This window comes from Streptomyces sp. NPDC055078 (assembly GCF_053607985.1).
This window is the reverse complement of the sequence record NZ_JBSGUP010000131.1, coordinates 1-15,688: the sequence shown is the minus strand read 5'-3', so window position 1 is coordinate 15,688 and position 15,688 is coordinate 1. Positions and strand designations below refer to the sequence as shown.

The window sequence follows — 15,688 nt, the reverse complement described above, 5'->3', positions numbered from 1 at the left end:
CCTTCGCCCAGGCCCTGGAGGAGCAGACGCCCCAGGGTGCGGCGGCCGTACAGCCCGAGGAACCGGCCGACCAGGCCGACCGCGGACCGCTGTTGGCCCTGGCGAACGGCCTCGGTGAGCTACCGAAGCCGCAGTTGGACCCCGAGGTGCCCCGGCAGCGCTCGCGGCGCCGCTCGGGCGATGCCTCCGGCGGGACGAATCCCCCCACCGCAGGCCGCCGCAAGCGCAAGCAGCCCAAGACGCGCAAGAAGAAGGCGCTGATGTGGACGGGCGGGGTGGTGTCGTTCCTCGTCGTCGCCGGCGCGGTGGGCGGGTATCTGGTGTACCAGCACCTCGACTCGAATCTGAACACGATCGATGTCGCGGGCGCGGGCAGCGGCGGCTTCAAGAAGGACCAGGCCGTCAATATCCTGGTCATCGGCACCGACAAGCGGACCGGCAAGGGAAACGGTGCCTACGGCGACCGCAACAGCCCCGGCCACGCCGACACCACGATCCTCTTCCATGTCTCCAAGGACCGGACGAACGCGACGGCGCTCTCCATCCCGCGCGATCTGATCACCGATATCCCGTCCTGTGAGACGAAGACCGGTGACGGGATCAAGTCCATCGCCGGTACGCCCAGGACCCGGTTCAACGAGAGCCTCGGCCAGTCGGGCCGGGACCCCGGCTGCACGATGCGTACGGTCAAGGAACTCACCGGGATCACCGTCGACCACTTCATGATGGCCGACTTCAACGCGGTCAAGACGATGTCGACGGCCGTCGGCGGGGTCGAGGTGTGTCTCGCCAAGGACATCGACGACAAGCAGTCCAAGCTCAAGCTGCCCGCGGGCAAGCACGTCCTCAAGGGCGAGGACGCGCTGGCGTTCGTCCGCACCCGGCACTCGGTGGGCTTCGGCGGCGATCTGAGCCGGATCGAGATCCAGCAGCAGTTCCTCAGTTCCCTCATCCGCAAGATGAAGTCGGGCGACACGCTCTCCAGCCCCACGAAGATGTGGGATCTGGCGCAGGCGGCCACCAAGGCGCTCACCGTCGACACCGGCATAGGCAGCATCAAGAAGCTCCAGGATCTCGGGATGGAGCTGGCGGAGGTGAACCCGAAGAACATCACCTTCGCGACCGTGCCGGTGGATGACAACGCCGACGGCGCGACCGTGGTGCTGAAGGAGAACGAGGCGCGGTCCCTGTTCTCGATGATCCAGAACGACATCTCGCTGACCGAGGTGGAGCAGAAGGAGAAGGACGCCAAGAAGAAGCAGCAGGGGCTGCTCAAGGGGCCGCGGGCCCAGCCGTCCGATGTCCGGGTCCGGGTTCTCAACGGCACCGAGAAGTCGGGGATGGCCCAGGCGACACTGACCTGGCTCCAGAACGACCAGCAGGTCAGGAAGTCGAGCCAGGAGGGCAACGCCCCGCAGAACCTGGCGAGGACGACGCTGGAGTTCGCCCCCAACCAGGCGGACCAGGCGCGGGCCCTCGCGGACATGATGGGTCTGCCCGTCGGCGCGCTGAAGCAGGGGACGGCGGACGCCGAGGGGACCCAGCCGATGACGCTGACCCTCGGCGCCGACTTCGAGGGCGCGGGGGTTCCCATCACCGGTTCGGCAAAGGCGCCGAAGGGTGTGCAGAAGGTCGAAGCGGACAAAGAGGTGTGTGCCAAGTGATACCGGCGATACCGGGACACGGGGCCGCATGGCAGGGGGAGTAGTCGGATGCTACGGAACAGCGCGGGCGGCAGAGCCGGAGGGGGACGCCGGATACTGCGCTGGAGCGCCACGGTCATGTCGGTGCTCATACTCGGCACGGCGGCGGCCGGATATCTGTACTACGAGCACCTCAACGGCAAACTCAGGCGGGACGATCTGACCCTCGGCAGGGAGATGCCGGACCACAAGGCCAACGCGGACGGCCAGACTCCGCTGAACATCCTGCTCATCGGTTCGGACGCACGGAACTCCAAGGCGAACCAGAAGCTCGGCGGGGCGAAGAAGACCTTCAACGGGCAGCCCCTCGCCGATGTGCAGATGCTGGTGCATCTGTCGGCCGACCGCTCCAATGTCTCGGTGATCAGCATGCCGCGCGACACCGTGGTGAAGATCCCCGAGTGCACGGACCCGGACAGCGGCAAGTCCTATCCCGCGACCGGCTGGACGCTGACGAACGAGTCGCTGGGGCGCGGTGGACCGGGCTGCACGGTGGCCACCTGGTACAAGCTGACCGGGATCACCATCGACCACTTCATGATGATCGACTTCGCGGGTGTGGTCTCCATGGCGGACGCCGTCGGCGGCGTCCCGGTCTGTGTCGACAAGAACATCCACTCCCGCAACAGCAGGGGCGAGGGCTCCGGCCTCAGGCTCCCGGCCGGCACCACATCGGTCAAGGGCGAGCAGGCGCTCCAGTGGCTGCGTACGCGCTACGGCTTCGGCGACGGCACCGACCTCGCCCGGACCCGCGCCCAGCACATGTACATGAACTCGATGGTGCGCGAGCTGCGGGAGAACACCAAGCTCACCGACCCGAACAAGCTGCGCAAGCTCGCCGAGGCGGCCATCGGCGCGGTGACCGTCGACAAGGGCATCGACTCCGTCAAGAAGCTGTTCGACCTCGGCAATGAGCTGAAGAGCGTGCCGACCGGCCGGATCACCATGACGACCATGCCCAACGTCTACTCGAACCGGCCCGGTTTCCGGGGCAAGGTGGAGCCCAGGCCGGGCGACGCCGAGCAGGTGTTCCGGATGATCCGCGAGGACGTTCCGCTGGACGGCAAGGGCATCCCGAAGAACCAGAAGAACCAGAAGAACCAGAAGAACCAGAAGAAGCCGAAGCCCACCACGCAGCCGGTCTCCAAGGACCCCGCCGCCCCTGCCGGTGAGATCGCGGTCCGGGTGCAGAACGGCACGGGCGGCGACGGGCGGGCCGCCCGGCCGGGCCGGGCCGCCACAGTGGCCGGACTCCTCCAGACCCGGGGCTACGTCCGGGCCGTCGCCGACACCACCAGGAATCCGCAGGACGAGACGGTGGTCCGTTTCGCCAGTGCCGAGCTGGAGGGCGACGCGCGGGCGGTCGCCAAGTCCCTCGGGGTTCCGGTGTCCTCGGTGCGGAAGTCGACGGATGTCACCGGCGTCACGGTGATCGTGGGCGCGGACTGGCGGCAGGGCGACAGCTACCCGAAGAAGCCGGCCGATGACACCCAGGAGACCCCGGACGCCCAGGACCCCGACAAGACGCCGGGGACCGCGAATCCGCTGAACGGCGAGACCAAGGGCTGTATGCCGGTCCAGAACGGCTTCACCTGGGTGTAGGGCCGGCCGCCCCGGGCGCTCGGGCGGGCGAAGGCTCAGGCGGACGAAGGCTCGGGCGGGCGCGGGGCCAGGCCGGCTCAAGCAAGCTCAAGCAGGCTCAAGCAGACCCAGCCAGGCTCAGGCCGGCTCAAGCAGACCCAGCCAGACCCAGCCAGACCCAAGCAGGCTCAGGCCGTCGATGGGGCAGGGGCGGGCGCCCGCTCAGGCGGGCGCTCGTACCGCCTCGCGGCGGCTCGCGATGACCTTGTTCGCCAGTGCGCGCGGGCTGGTGAGAAAGCCGAAGCCCCACGACATATGCATGGTGGCCAGCGCCACCGGGATCTGGAGGCGGGCCTTCAGCGGCAGCCCCTTGCCCGCCGGGAGCGACCCCGCGACGATCGCGGCCAGATAGCCGCCGGGCACCACGAAACCCCATGGCGTGAGGACCGCGCCGACGACGACGCCCGCCGCGATCGCGCAGACGGCGGCCGGCGGGGCGAGATAGCGCAGATTGATCGAGCCCTGGTGGTAGCGGGCGACGACATGGCGCCAACGGCCGTAGTCCTTGTACTGCTTGGCGAGCGCGCGGACCGACGGCCGCGGCCGGTACCGCACCTTCAGCTCCGGTGAGAACCAGATCCCGCCGCCTGCCTCGCGGATACGGAAGTTCAGCTCCCAGTCCTGGGCGCGGATGAACTCCTCGTTGTAGCCGCCCTGCTGCTCCAGCGCCGAGCGCCGGAAGACCCCCAGATACACGGTTTCGGCGGGCCCGGCCGTACCACCGGTGTGGAAGGCCGCGTTCCCGACGCCGATCTTCGAGGTCATGGCGGCGGCGACGGCCCGCTCCCAGTCGTTCTCGCCCTCGGCGTGCATGATGCCGCCCACGTTCTGCGCGCCGGTCTCCGCCAGAAGGCGGACGGCGGTGGCGATGTAGTTCGCCGACAGCATGCCGTGGCCGTCGACACGCACCACGATCGGGTGACGGGACGCCTTGATGGCGGCGTTGAGCGCGGCCGGGGTGCGCCCGGTCGGGTTGGGGACGGTGTGGACGCGGGGGTCCTCCCGTACGAGTTCGGCGGCGATCTCGTCGGTGCGGTCACTGGACGGGCCGAGGGCGATCACCACCTCCATCTCGCCGCCGTACTCCTGTTCGAGGATATGGCGGACCGAGTTGCGCAGATGCCGCTCCTCATTGAGGACCGGCATGATCACGGAGACTGGGGGTGTGGCGTTCATCGGTCGCCACGTTACCGCGAATGGGGGACACGGACGCGCGGCGGCCGGTCGTTGCCGTAGGTCGCAGATCGTATGGGCCTACGGTGTGCCTGTTCGCCCGTTCGCCGGAACCACCACGGTCGGCCTCTCGCTCCCCCCTCTCGCTCTCCCCGTCGTCACACCCGCGGAGGTGTCCCCCTCGTGCCCACGCCGCCCCGCTCCCCCCGCCCTCTGCCGCGACCACGGACCGGCAGGCCCGGGAGGACCGGGCGGCCGGGGAGGCCCGGTAGCAGAAGGCCGGTGGTCACCAGACCGCGCTGGGGTCTGCGGATGGCGACCACGGTCTCGGTACTGGTCCTGGGCGCGGGCGCGCTCGGGCACGGGCTGATGACGGGCCTGGACACCGGGATCAGCCGGGTCGACCCGTTCCGTGACATGAAGAACCGGCCCGAGGCCGGTGACGGAATGAATCTGCTGCTGGTGGGCACGGACGGCCGGGGCCGGATCACCCGCGAGGAGAAGGAGAAGTACCGGCTCGGCGGGGCGCCCTGCAACTGCACCGACACGATCATGCTGGTGCACATCTCCCACGACCGGGACCGGGCGAGCGTGGTGAGCCTGCCCCGCGACAGTTACGCCGAGCTTCCCGCGCACACCGACCAGAACAGCGGCCGGTCCCACCGGCCGCACCCGGTGAAGCTCAACGCCGCGTACGCGGAGGGCGGGCCCGCGCTGACCGTGCGCACGGTCGAGCGCATGACCAAGGTGAAGATCGACCACTATCTGGAGATCGACTTCACCAGCTTCATGAAGACGGTGGACGCGCTCGGCGGGGTCGAGATCTGTACGACCCAGCCGCTGAAGGACTCGTACACCAATCTGAACCTCGCCGCCGGCTCCCATGAGCTGAACGGCGGCCAGGCGCTCCAGTACGTACGCTCCCGCCATATCGACGGGGCGTCCGATCTGGGCCGGATGCAGCGCCAGCAGCGTTTTCTCGCGGCCCTGATCAAGCAGGCGACCAGCAGCGGGGTGCTGCTGAACCCGGTGAAGTTCCGTGAGGTGGCGACCGCGATGCTCGGCTCCGTACGGGCCGACAAGGGGTTCGGTACGGACGAGATGCTGGCGCTCGCCCGGGCCATGCGCGGCTTCTCGGCGGCGTCGTCGGAGTTCACGTCCGTACCGGTCGTCCCGTCGACGGGCCCGGTCAAGGGCATCGGCTCGACCGTGAAGTGGGACCCCGTCAAGTCGCGGAAGCTGTTCCGGATGATCCGCGAGGACAAGCCGCTCGCGCCGCTGCGGTCGAAGAAGGCGAAGGCGCGGCTGGTGGATGTCTCCCCGCAGCAGATCCGGGTGCAGGTCTACAACGGGACCCGCTCGGACGGACTGGGGCGCAAGGTGGACACCGCGCTGCGGTCGACCGGCTTCAACACCACCCGCACCCCGCTGAACGGCGGCGGCCAGGAGGTGCAGCGCACCTTTGTCTCGTACGACCCACGCTGGGACCGCTCGGCCCGGTCGCTGGCGACGGCGCTGAACGGGTGCGAGACACGGCCCGTGAAGGGCCAGGGCCGGACCCTGCGGGTGACGGCGGGCACGGACTTCAAGGGGGTGCGGCCGGTGCGGGCGCAGGATGTGTACCAAGGGGAGTTCGGCGCGGTGACCGGGGACCAGGTGACCTGTCCCTGACGTGGGGGCCTGCCCTCGGGGACCTGCGCTTGGGGACCTGCCCCTGGGGGCGGGGGGCCCGGCCAACGGGTCTCGCGCCACGGGCCTTGGCCCACGGGTCTCGGGTCTCGGGCACGGGTCTCGCGCCACGGGTCTCGGCCCATGGTCCCGGGCCACAGGTCCCGGCCCACAGCGGCCCCTCGGCGCGCGGGATCAGTCCTCGTAGCCCTCCGCCGCGCGCTTCTCCCGCAGCTCCTTGATCGCGCGGCGGCGGTTGAGCCGGTGCGTACGGCGGATCTGGGCCTCCTGGTAGCGCCGCTTGTCCCGCTCGGTCTCGGGCAGCACCGGCGGCACCCGGCGCGGTTTGCCGTCGGCGTCGACGGCGGCGAAGACCAGATAGGCGGAGCCGACCTGCTGGGCGGGGGTGGACTCGTTCCAGCGCTCGGCCAGGACGCGGACACCGACCTCCATCGAGGACCGGCCGGTCCAGTTGACCTGCGCCTTCACATGAACCAGATCGCCGACCCTGACCGGCTCAAGGAACACCATCTCGTCCATGGAGGCCGTGACGGCCGGACCACCGGAGTGCCGCCCGGCGACCGCGCCCGCCGCGTCGTCCACCAGCTTCATGATCACACCGCCGTGCACCGTACCCAGGAGGTTGGTGTCACTGCCGGTCATGATGTGGCTGAGGGTGGTGCGGGATGCCGCTGTGGGCTTGCCCGGTATGGCACTGTCCGGGTTCCGGGCCTGATCTGTCATACCCTCTACCTTATGCGCGGGCCTGAGCGCCGGTGACCCGCCGGTGGCGCGGCCGGAGCATTGCATCAGCTTCGCAACAGGCCCGGTCCGATTCCCCACCCGCCCTGTCGGCGCCCTACTGTGACCCGGCACACTGACCGGCATGAACGATTGGCCCGAAGGACACGGACGCGGCGGCCAGGGCTCTCAGCCCGAGGGTGCACGCGTGATGCGCCATGTGCAGCGACCTCCGGTTCCGCAGCAGCAGTCACAGGGATACGACGACCGCCAGGGCGTCCCTTACGACAGCGGCTACAACACGGGCCAGGTCTACGGCAGCCCCGCCGGCCCGGGCAACGGCAACCCTGGCGGCCCCGCAGGTTACGGCGGCCCGCCGCCACCCCCCGGCCCCGCGCGCCCCGCCCCGAACTGGCGCCGCCGGATAAAGATCGGCTCGCTCGTCCTGGTGGGCACGCTGCTGGTGGTCTCCGTCGCCACCTACTTCTGGGCCGACGGCAAGATGAAGCGCGAGGTCGACCTCGCCAAGGTCATCGAGCGCCCCAAGGACGACGACTGCACCACGTATCTGATCGTCGGTTCCGACAGCCGCGAGGGCATGTCAGCCGAGGAGAAGAAGCGGCTGCGCACCGGCTCCGCCGAGGGCAAGCGCACCGACTCGATGATGATCCTCGCCGACTGCTCCGGCGGCACCACGATGATCTCGCTGCCGCGTGACTCGGACGTCGAGATCCCCTCCTTCAAGGGCTCCGACTCCGGCAAGCTCTTCCCCAACCAGGGCCGCCGCACCAAGCTGAACGCCGCGTACGCCGAGGACGGCCCCGAACTCCTCGTCCGTACCGTCGAGCACAACACCCATCTGCGCATCGACCACTACGCCGAGATCGGCTTCGCGGGCTTCGCGAGCATCGTGGACGCGATCGGCGGGGTCGAGCTGGACATCCCCAAGGCGTTCAAGGACAAGAAGTCCGGCGCCGACTTCGAGGCGGGCAAGCAGACCCTCGACGGCGAGCAGGCCCTCGCCTTCGTCCGCACCCGCTACGCCTTCGGCGAGGGCGACCTCGCCCGTACCAAGAACCAGCAGAAGTTCCTCTCGGCCCTGGCGAGCCAGACCGCGACCCCGAGCACCGTCCTCAACCCCTTCAAGCTCTACCCGGTGATGGGCGCGGGCCTGGACACCGTCGTGGTCGACAAGGAGATGTCCCTCTGGGACCTCGGCCAGATGTTCTTCGCGATGAAGGGCGTCACCGGCGGCGACGGCAAGTCGATGAACATGCCGATCTCAGGCAACCGGGGCGGGAACCTCGTCTGGGACAAGGCCAAGGTCCAGGAGATGGTCCAGCAGATCCAGAACGACGAGAAGGTCACGGTGACAGGGAACTGACGCTCCGTCCGACGCGCTTGTGCCCGAGGCCCGCCCTCCCGGTTCCGCCGGGGCGGCGGGCCTTCGCCGTCCCGTCACCGTCACCGTCACCGTCACCGTCACGCCGACCGTACGGCGATCACTGCCAGGGTGACGACCCGGACCACCGCGCCGAGTGTGACGGCGACGGCTTCCGCCCGGCCCCTCACCGCTGCATGTGCCCGCGCTGAAGGCGCTTCGCAATGGCCGCCGCCAGTCGCTCGTACGCGGCCCTCAGCCGCCGCTCCTCCTCCGACGCCATCTCACAGCCCCCAGCGGCTGTACGCGTTGACCTCGGCCACGGCCGCGCTCATCGCGTCGGACTGCGCGGCGGGCGCCAGGTCTTCGGCGTGGGCGTCCCACTCCCGCCCTCCGTTGAGTGGGCGCACCTGCTTCAGTGCCGGACACCCACGAGAAGCAGCGGACGTGATCAGCGGCAAGGTGGCGGCCCGCATAAGGCAACGGGAGGTCATGGAACAGGAACGGCCCCCGATGCTCTGGATCGTGCTGCACGAGGCGTGTCTGCGAACCCTGGTGGGCGGACCGCACGTGATGGCCGGTCAGCTTGAGCATCTGATCCAGGCAGCGGACTCCCCCGGCATCGATCTCCAAGTGGTCCCCTTCGCGGCGGGCGCTGCCGCCGCACACACTCTGGCGTTCACCCTGCTGGTTTTCGAGGACGGTGCCACCGTGCTGTACGCGGACGACGTACCCCACGGTGGCAGGCTCTACCGATCCGCGACGTCGGTCCGGACCGCGCTCGAAAACTACGATCGGTTGCGGGCGCACGCGCTGTCCCCTGATGATTCGGTAGCCCTTATGAAGACGGTGCACAAGGAGTACAGGCCATGACCGAGGACCGGGACCACAACGGCATATCGTGGATCAAGTCTTCCTACAGCGGTTCTTCCGGCGGCCAGTGCGTCGAATGGGCCCCCACGTACGCGTCAGCGCACGGCGTCGTCCCCGTCCGTGACAGCAAGTCGGCGGAGGGACCTGCGGTGAGCTTCGAAGCTCCGGTGTGGGGCGCGTTCATAGGCGCGCTGAAGGTCGGCGCGCTCGCGAAGCACTGAGGCACACGGGCCCCGGCCGGAGCGATCCTCCGGGGCCATCAGCGCGCCCTGCTCCGAGTGCGCGCCCCTGACGTCGAGGAGTCCCCTCCGCTCGTGTTCCGGCCCGTATGGTGCCGGTACTTCGGAAGGCATGTGATGACGCAGAGTGAACCGGGATTCAATGAGTTGCTTACCGCCGCCCAGCATTCGGCGGTGCATCTGGAGATGCGTGACTCGTACGGCGTCGGGGACGAAGCCGAGGACTTCGAGCGCTGGAAGCGCACCGGGGCGCGGGACCTCGACCCCACTTCTGAATACTGGACGCCTTGGGTCGAGTTGATTCGGCAAACAGTGGCCCGAGGTGTCGTTGTCCGCAGAGCACGAGTCGTATCCGAGCCCGTGACGGACTACATCCGATATGAGCACGCTGGAACAGTCGTCAACCTTCTGGCAGGGGAACAGGTCCGCTGGCTGCCCAGACGCCAGGCGTCGGACATCGCACTGCCGGGAAACGACTGCTGGGTGTTCGACGGAGAGACCGCGCTGTTCAACCACTTCACGGGTGACGGCAACTGGTCCGAGCCCGGCTGGGAGGTGCGTACCGAGCCTTCCGTCGCGAGACTTACGGCCAGCGCGTTCGAAGCCGTCTGGGATCGAGGCATCCCCCACAACGAATACACCGTCTGACCGTCGGCACTCCGTCACCCGAACAAACCCGTACGGTCCGGGGTCGCGCGCTCTTGACTCGGCGCGCCAAGGAGGCAACGCTCCTGCCAGCGAGGCAGTCCAGTCGCAAAGGGGTGGGACATGAAGCTACGGTTCCTCGGGATCATCCCGAACACACCCACCGATGACTCACCGACGATCTGGCTCGATGAGGACAGCGGGGACCTGCCGATCCAGTCCTACAAGGCCACGGAGGACGAAGTGAGGGCGTGCCAGGAGATCGGCTCCGTCCCCGGCCACTCTGCGGACGTTCCGGCTCACGAAGCGATCGTCAGGCTCCCAGCGGTCATGCTCAAGTACATCCCCCAGCCGAAGGACAGCAGCGGTGAAGTACCCGGTACGTGAGTCGCTCGCCAAGGCTCGGCAGTCGGCTGTGCATCTTGAGATGCGCGACAGCTACACACCTGACGATCCGGAGTTCATCGGTTGGCAGCAGGGCCGCAGGTACAGCCCGGACAGCCTCCCCGACTGGTGGTGGCCGTGGCACGAAACCGTGAGCGAGACGGTTGCACGCGATGTGGTGGTGCGCCGTGCCCGGATCGTGTCAGAGCCGGTCACCGACTACATCCGCTACGAATACGACCTCACATTCGCCAACGTCGCCGCGGGTGAACAGGTCAGTTGGCTGCCCCGCCGCAGGGCCTCGGACATCGCCCTGCCGGGCAATGACTTCTGGCTGTTCGACGACACCACCGTGATCTTCAATCACGTCAACGGGAGAGGCGATCCCACCGACAAGGAGATCAGTACAGATCCCGTAGTGCTGAAGCTGTGCGGGGCGGACTTCCAAGCCGTCTGGGATCGTGCGATTCCGCATGGAGAGTACAACCCGGCCTGACACACCTCATGGCTCTTTCGGCATCATCCAGCATTCAGGCTGCCCGCCAGATCCTTGCCGACCGTCTCGGCGAGATCCGCCGAGACGCCGACCTGACCGGGCAGCAACTCGCCCGCGCGTGCGGCTGGCACCCCTCCAAGGCATCGCGGATCGAGAACGCCAAGACCTCACCCTCGGCCGACGACATCCGGACCTGGTGCACCGCCTGTGGAGCCGAGGACCAGTCGGACGACCTGGTGGAGTCCCTTCGCGCTGTCGAAGGCATGTTCATCGAGTGGCGCAGGATGGAACGAACCGGGCTGCGCCGTGCCCAGGAGTCGGTGCTTCCGCTGTTCCAGCGCACACGACGCTTCCGCTCGTACTCCTCATGGCTCGTACCGGGGATGATCCAGACGCGCGCGTACACGACGGAAGTCCTGCGGGCCGTACAGCGGCGGCGCGTCCCTGTCGATGACGTGGAAGCGGCCGTCCAGGTCCGCATGGAGAAGCAACACATCCTCTACGAGCAGGGCCGCACCTTCGCCTTCCTCGTTGAGGAATCCGTATTGCGCTCAGGCATGGGCGGCCCGGACGTCATGGCCGGCCAACTCGACCGCCTCCTCGGTATTGGCACGCTGCCCAACGTGAGCTTCGGAGTCGTACCGATGCGCCCAGACCGCCTCTGTATGCCGGTGGAGGGGTTCTGGATCTACGACAGCAGTCAGGTCACCGTTGAGCTGGTGTCGGGATACCTCACGATCACCCAGCCCCGGGAGGTAGCCATGTATGCCCGTCGGTACGCCGAGCTGACAGAACACGCCGTCTACGGAACCGACGCTCGTGCGCTGATCACCTCGGCCGTGAACACTCTCGGGTGATCGGCCTGCAATTGCCTGCAATCGCATGGTCGTTGCCCGCACCGCACTCCTACCGTCGTTGCACCGCAGGAGCATCAGCCGGGGAGTCCACACATGGAGACGCAGAAGCCACAGGGGTACGGCCTGACGGAGCCACCGGCTGAGCCCTCCGCCGAGCCCGGCTGCGCCATCTGCCTGTCGATCGTGGTGGGCAGGAGCAACGCCCGCTCCCTCGGGGACTACAGCGCGGTGTCCGACCGCAATGTGGAGCTTCGGCGGCATCGGACGGAGGCGCACGCGGGGACGAATCCCAGGAACAGGAAGGTGAATCATGCGCGATGACGATCTGTACGGACTTCCCCTCGGCGACGCCCGGTTCAGCAGGGCGTGCGGCGGCAACACCCACCCGGACGGCGAGTCCTGTGTGACCCTCGCCCGGATCGCCGAGAACGGGTGGGCGCTGGGGGACAGCAAGCGGCCGGGCATGGAGCCGTTGCGGTTCACGACCGCCGAGCTGGATGCGGCCGGCATCGATCCGGCGAGGTTCGGGCTCTCCGCCTGAGCCGGTGGTGGCGGCATCGGCGGTCCCGCTGGATGGGTGGGACCGTCGGTGGGCCAGGGAACGGAGCGCCTCGGTGCACCATCACGGATACGCGTGGCTGGGTGAGAAGCAGTGCTTTGACCGGGAGAGCCTGAGACGACCGCCGCCGGAACCCCCGACCGCGAGCAGTCCGCCCGAGGTGATCGACCGGTACCGGCGGGCCGTGGCCGAGTTCCCCACCACGGATGTGCCGCCGATCCAGACCGCGCACTGGCTGCTGAAACCGGCGTCGATGATCCGGGGCACCTGGGAGGAGCCCAAGGAGGCCGGGGAGTGGCTCGGAGGCCGGCTCAGAGAGTTCGCGCCCCGGTTCGCGTCGGCGGAGGAACGGGAAGCGGGGCGGCTGGTGCTCCTGGTGCAGGCGGCGGTGGAGCGGCTGGCCTGGGGTGGTGATGTGGCGCTCGGGCACTACCTCAAGGGGACGGTGTTTCATTCCGTCGCCCTGGTGACGTGCGACCCGAACCGGGACGAGCCTGGGCTGAAGTGCCCTCGCCCGTAGCGGCCCCGGCCGGGAATGCCGGGGCCCTCCCGGGTGCTACGGCAGGTTCCGCGCCATCACGATCCGCTGGACCTGGTTCGTACCCTCGTAGATCTGGGTGATCTTGGCGTCGCGCATCATGCGCTCGACGGGGTAGTCGCGGGTGTAGCCGTAGCCACCGAGGAGTTGGACCGCGTCCGTGGTGACCTCCATGGCGACGTCGGAGGCGAAGCACTTGGCGGCGGCGCCGAAGAAGGTCAGGTCGCCGTCGACGCGCTCGGACTTGGCGGCGGCCGAGTAGGTGAGCTGGCGGGCGGCCTCCAGTTTCATGGCCATGTCGGCGAGCATGAACTGGATGCCCTGGAAGTCGGCGATGGGCTTGCCGAACTGCTTGCGCTCCTGGACGTAGCCCTTGGCGTAGTCGAGGGCGCCCTGGGCGACGCCGAGGGCCTGGGCCGCGATGGTGATACGGGTGTGGTCGAGGGTCTTCATGGCGGTGGCGAAGCCGGTGCCCTCGGGGCCGATCATGCGGTCGGCGGGGATGCGGACGTTGTCGAGGTAGACCTCGCGGGTCGGGGAGCCCTTGATGCCGAGCTTCTTCTCGGGGGCGCCGAAGGAGACTCCGGGGTCGGACTTCTCGACGACGAAGGCGGAGATGCCCCTGGAGCGCTTGTCGGGGTCGGTGACGGCCATGACCGTGTAGTACTCGGAGACGCCCGCGTTGGTGATCCAGCGCTTGACGCCGTTGAGCACCCAGGAGTCGCCGTCCCGTACGGCCCGGGTCTTCATGCCCGCCGCGTCGGAGCCCGCGTCCGGCTCGGAGAGGGCGTACGAGAACATCGCGTCGCCCTTGGCGAGCGGGCCCAGGTACTTCGCCTTCAGCTCCTCGGAGCCGGAGAGGATCACCGGGAGCGAGCCGAGCTTGTTGACGGCGGGGATGAGGGAGGAGGAGGCGCAGACGCGGGCGACCTCCTCGATGACGATCACGGTGGCGAGGGCGTCGGCGCCCCCGCCGCCGTACTCCTCGGGGACATGGACCGCGTGCAGGTCGTTGGCGATGAGCGCGTCCAGCGCCTCCTGCGGGAAGCGCGCCTCCTCGTCGACCTCGGCGGCGAACGGGGCGATCTTCGCCTCGGCGAGCGAGCGGACGGCGTCACGGAGCATGTCGTGCTCCTCGGACGGGCGGTACAGGTCAAATGCCGAGCTACCGGTCGATCCGGCCACGTTCACTCACTCCCCAGAGATGCTAATTACCGTTAAGTAACCAATTTTAGAGGTCCCCGCTCCCCCTGGCATACGTGACCTTGGCGACAGGGGCAAGACCTGCCCTCCCACCCGCGCGGATATGCTCGATCGCGTTCCCGGACCCCCGCCCCGCACCCGTACTGGAGAACCGTATGGCCCTCAGGATCACTGTGATCGGCACCGGCTATCTGGGCGCCACCCACGCCGCGGCCATGGCGGAGCTGGGGTTCGAGGTGCTCGGGCTCGATGTGGTGCCCGAGAAGATCGAGATGCTGTCGGCGGGGCGCGTACCGATGTACGAGCCGGGTCTGGAGGACCTCCTCGCCCAGCATGTCGCCGGGATCGCGGGGTCGAGCGGGCGGCTGCGCTTCACGACCGACTGGGACGAGGTCGGCGAGTTCGGCGATGTCCACTTCGTCTGTGTGAACACTCCGCAGAAGCACGGTGAGTACGCCTGTGACATGTCCTACGTCGACGCCGCCTTCTCCTCCCTCGCGCCCCGGCTCAAGCGGTCCGCGCTGGTCGTCGGCAAATCGACCGTGCCCGTCGGCAGCGCGGCCCGGCTGGCGCGGCTGCTGGACGAGCTGGCGCCCGGGGCGGGGGTGGAGCTGGCGTGGAACCCGGAGTTCCTGCGCGAGGGCTTCGCCGTCGGCGACACCCTGCACCCCGACCGGATCGTGGCGGGTGTGGAGAGCGAGCGGGCCGAGAAGCTGCTGCGTGAGGTGTACGCGACGCCCATCGCGGAGGGGTCCCCGTTCGTGGTGACGGACTTCCCCACCGCCGAACTGGTGAAGACCTCCGCGAACTCCTTCCTCGCGACGAAGATCTCCTTCATCAACGCCATGGCCGAGGTCTGTGAGGCCGGCGGCGGCGATGTGGTGAAGCTGGCGGAGGCCATCGGGTACGACGAGCGCATCGGGTCCAAGTTCCTGCGCGCCGGGATCGGCTTCGGCGGCGGCTGTCTGCCCAAGGACATCCGCGCGTTCATGGCGCGCGCCGGTGAGCTGGGTGTGGACCAGGCCCTGACCTTTCTGCGCGAGGTCGACTCCATCAATATGCGGCGGCGCGGGCACATGGTGGAGCTGGCGCGCGAGACCGTGGGCGGGGGCTCGTTCCTGGGGAAGCGGGTCGGGGTGCTGGGCGCGGCGTTCAAGCCGGACTCGGACGACGTACGCGACTCGCCCGCGCTGAACGTGGCCGGGCAGATCCATCTCCAGGGCGGGCAGGTGACTGTCTACGACCCCAAGGGGATGGCGAACGCCCGCCTCCTCTTCCCGACCCTCGGGTACGCCGACTCGGCGCTGGAGGCGGTGCGGGGGGCGGACGTGGTGCTGCACCTCACCGAGTGGCGCGAGTTCCGCGAGCTGGACCCGGGGGCGCTGGGGGAGGTCGTGAAGCACCGGATCGTGCTGGACGGGCGCAATGCGCTGGACGCGGAGGCGTGGCGGTCCTCGGGGTGGGTGTACCGGGCGATGGGGCGGCCGTCCGCGTAGCGGCCCCGGCGGGTGCGGGGTGCTGGCGCGAACCGGGGTGCGCCCGGTTCCCGCGCCGGTGCGGGGGCCTGTTATTCAGCCCGTCCGGCGT

18 protein-coding genes are annotated in these 15,688 nt (G+C 68.8%); 14 read left to right on the top strand and 4 right to left on the bottom strand.

The genetic code is table 11. The features are described 5' to 3' along the window. Nucleotides 1-92 precede the first annotated feature (92 nt). Nucleotides 93-1,664: an LCP family glycopolymer transferase gene (locus ACWF94_RS14325; protein WP_453487648.1), complete on the top strand. Its 1,572-nt coding sequence runs from the start codon at nucleotides 93-95 to the stop codon at nucleotides 1,662-1,664. 117 nt (nucleotides 1,665-1,781) lie between these two features. After that, on the top strand, nucleotides 1,782-3,305 hold the full coding sequence (locus ACWF94_RS14320) for an LCP family protein (RefSeq protein ID WP_453487647.1): 1,524 nt from the start codon (nucleotides 1,782-1,784) through the stop codon (nucleotides 3,303-3,305). A 201-nt stretch (nucleotides 3,306-3,506) separates the two neighbouring features. On the opposite strand, the gene ACWF94_RS14315 is transcribed toward ACWF94_RS14320, so the two are convergent. Beyond that, nucleotides 3,507-4,520, bottom strand: a complete 1,014-nt coding sequence (locus ACWF94_RS14315) for a glycosyltransferase family 2 protein (protein WP_453487646.1) — start codon at nucleotides 4,518-4,520, stop codon at nucleotides 3,507-3,509. Between the two features lie 180 nt (nucleotides 4,521-4,700). Here ACWF94_RS14315 and ACWF94_RS14310 point away from each other — a divergent pair, with 180 nt between their 5' ends. Further along, nucleotides 4,701-6,188 carry an LCP family protein gene (locus ACWF94_RS14310; protein WP_453487645.1) on the top strand — a complete coding sequence of 496 codons (1,488 nt, stop codon included), beginning with the start codon at nucleotides 4,701-4,703 and terminating at the stop codon, nucleotides 6,186-6,188. Nucleotides 6,189-6,380: 192 nt separating this feature from the next. Here the strand turns inward: ACWF94_RS14310 and ACWF94_RS14305 are convergent, their stop codons facing one another. Then, nucleotides 6,381-6,929 carry an acyl-CoA thioesterase gene (locus tag ACWF94_RS14305; RefSeq protein WP_453487644.1) on the bottom strand — a complete coding sequence of 183 codons (549 nt, stop codon included), beginning with the start codon at nucleotides 6,927-6,929 and terminating at the stop codon, nucleotides 6,381-6,383. A 142-nt stretch (nucleotides 6,930-7,071) separates the two neighbouring features. Between ACWF94_RS14305 and ACWF94_RS14300 the strand changes: the two genes are divergently transcribed. Beyond that, the gene (locus ACWF94_RS14300) at nucleotides 7,072-8,310 is read left to right on the top strand and encodes an LCP family protein (protein WP_453487643.1); all 1,239 of its coding nucleotides are present in this window, start codon (nucleotides 7,072-7,074) and stop codon (nucleotides 8,308-8,310) included. 281 nt (nucleotides 8,311-8,591) lie between these two features. On the opposite strand, the gene ACWF94_RS14295 is transcribed toward ACWF94_RS14300, so the two are convergent. Further along, nucleotides 8,592-8,717, bottom strand: coding sequence for a hypothetical protein (locus tag ACWF94_RS14295; RefSeq protein ID WP_453487642.1), 126 nt, complete (start codon nucleotides 8,715-8,717; stop codon nucleotides 8,592-8,594). Nucleotides 8,718-8,754: 37 nt separating this feature from the next. Between ACWF94_RS14295 and ACWF94_RS14290 the strand changes: the two genes are divergently transcribed. From ACWF94_RS14290 to ACWF94_RS14250, 9 genes are all read left to right on the top strand, one after another. After that, complete coding sequence (locus ACWF94_RS14290; protein ID WP_453487641.1) at nucleotides 8,755-9,180, top strand: DUF5753 domain-containing protein; 426 nt, start codon at nucleotides 8,755-8,757, stop codon at nucleotides 9,178-9,180. After that, nucleotides 9,177-9,401: a DUF397 domain-containing protein gene (locus ACWF94_RS14285; RefSeq protein ID WP_453487640.1), complete on the top strand. Its 225-nt coding sequence runs from the start codon at nucleotides 9,177-9,179 to the stop codon at nucleotides 9,399-9,401. Before ACWF94_RS14290 ends, ACWF94_RS14285 begins: the two co-directional genes overlap by 4 nt. Nucleotides 9,402-9,536: 135 nt before the next feature. Beyond that, complete coding sequence (locus ACWF94_RS14280; protein WP_453487639.1) at nucleotides 9,537-10,067, top strand: DUF6879 family protein; 531 nt, start codon at nucleotides 9,537-9,539, stop codon at nucleotides 10,065-10,067. A gap of 120 nt (nucleotides 10,068-10,187) precedes the next feature. Beyond that, nucleotides 10,188-10,451 (top strand): hypothetical protein, encoded by a 264-nt coding sequence (locus ACWF94_RS14275; protein ID WP_453487638.1) that lies wholly within the window; start codon nucleotides 10,188-10,190, stop codon nucleotides 10,449-10,451. Next, nucleotides 10,432-10,944 (top strand): DUF6879 family protein, encoded by a 513-nt coding sequence (locus ACWF94_RS14270; protein WP_453487637.1) that lies wholly within the window; start codon nucleotides 10,432-10,434, stop codon nucleotides 10,942-10,944. Before ACWF94_RS14275 ends, ACWF94_RS14270 begins: the two co-directional genes overlap by 20 nt. A gap of 8 nt (nucleotides 10,945-10,952) precedes the next feature. Next, on the top strand, nucleotides 10,953-11,801 hold the full coding sequence (locus ACWF94_RS14265) for a helix-turn-helix domain-containing protein (protein ID WP_453487636.1): 849 nt from the start codon (nucleotides 10,953-10,955) through the stop codon (nucleotides 11,799-11,801). Nucleotides 11,802-11,894: 93 nt separating this feature from the next. Further along, nucleotides 11,895-12,122, top strand: a complete 228-nt coding sequence (locus ACWF94_RS14260) for a hypothetical protein (RefSeq protein WP_453487635.1) — start codon at nucleotides 11,895-11,897, stop codon at nucleotides 12,120-12,122. After that, complete coding sequence (locus tag ACWF94_RS14255) at nucleotides 12,112-12,342, top strand: DUF397 domain-containing protein (RefSeq protein ID WP_453487634.1); 231 nt, start codon at nucleotides 12,112-12,114, stop codon at nucleotides 12,340-12,342. The genes ACWF94_RS14260 and ACWF94_RS14255 overlap by 11 nt, the downstream gene beginning before the upstream one ends. Before the next feature lie 73 nt (nucleotides 12,343-12,415). After that, nucleotides 12,416-12,880, top strand: coding sequence for a hypothetical protein (locus ACWF94_RS14250; protein WP_453487633.1), 465 nt, complete (start codon nucleotides 12,416-12,418; stop codon nucleotides 12,878-12,880). 36 nt (nucleotides 12,881-12,916) lie between these two features. On the opposite strand, the gene ACWF94_RS14245 is transcribed toward ACWF94_RS14250, so the two are convergent. Next, entirely contained in the window at nucleotides 12,917-14,083 is a 1,167-nt protein-coding gene (locus ACWF94_RS14245; RefSeq protein WP_453487632.1) for an acyl-CoA dehydrogenase, read from the bottom strand. Nucleotides 14,084-14,256: 173 nt separating this feature from the next. Between ACWF94_RS14245 and ACWF94_RS14240 the strand changes: the two genes are divergently transcribed. Next, complete coding sequence (locus ACWF94_RS14240) at nucleotides 14,257-15,597, top strand: UDP-glucose dehydrogenase family protein (protein WP_453487631.1); 1,341 nt, start codon at nucleotides 14,257-14,259, stop codon at nucleotides 15,595-15,597. Nucleotides 15,598-15,688: the final 91 nt, after the last annotated feature.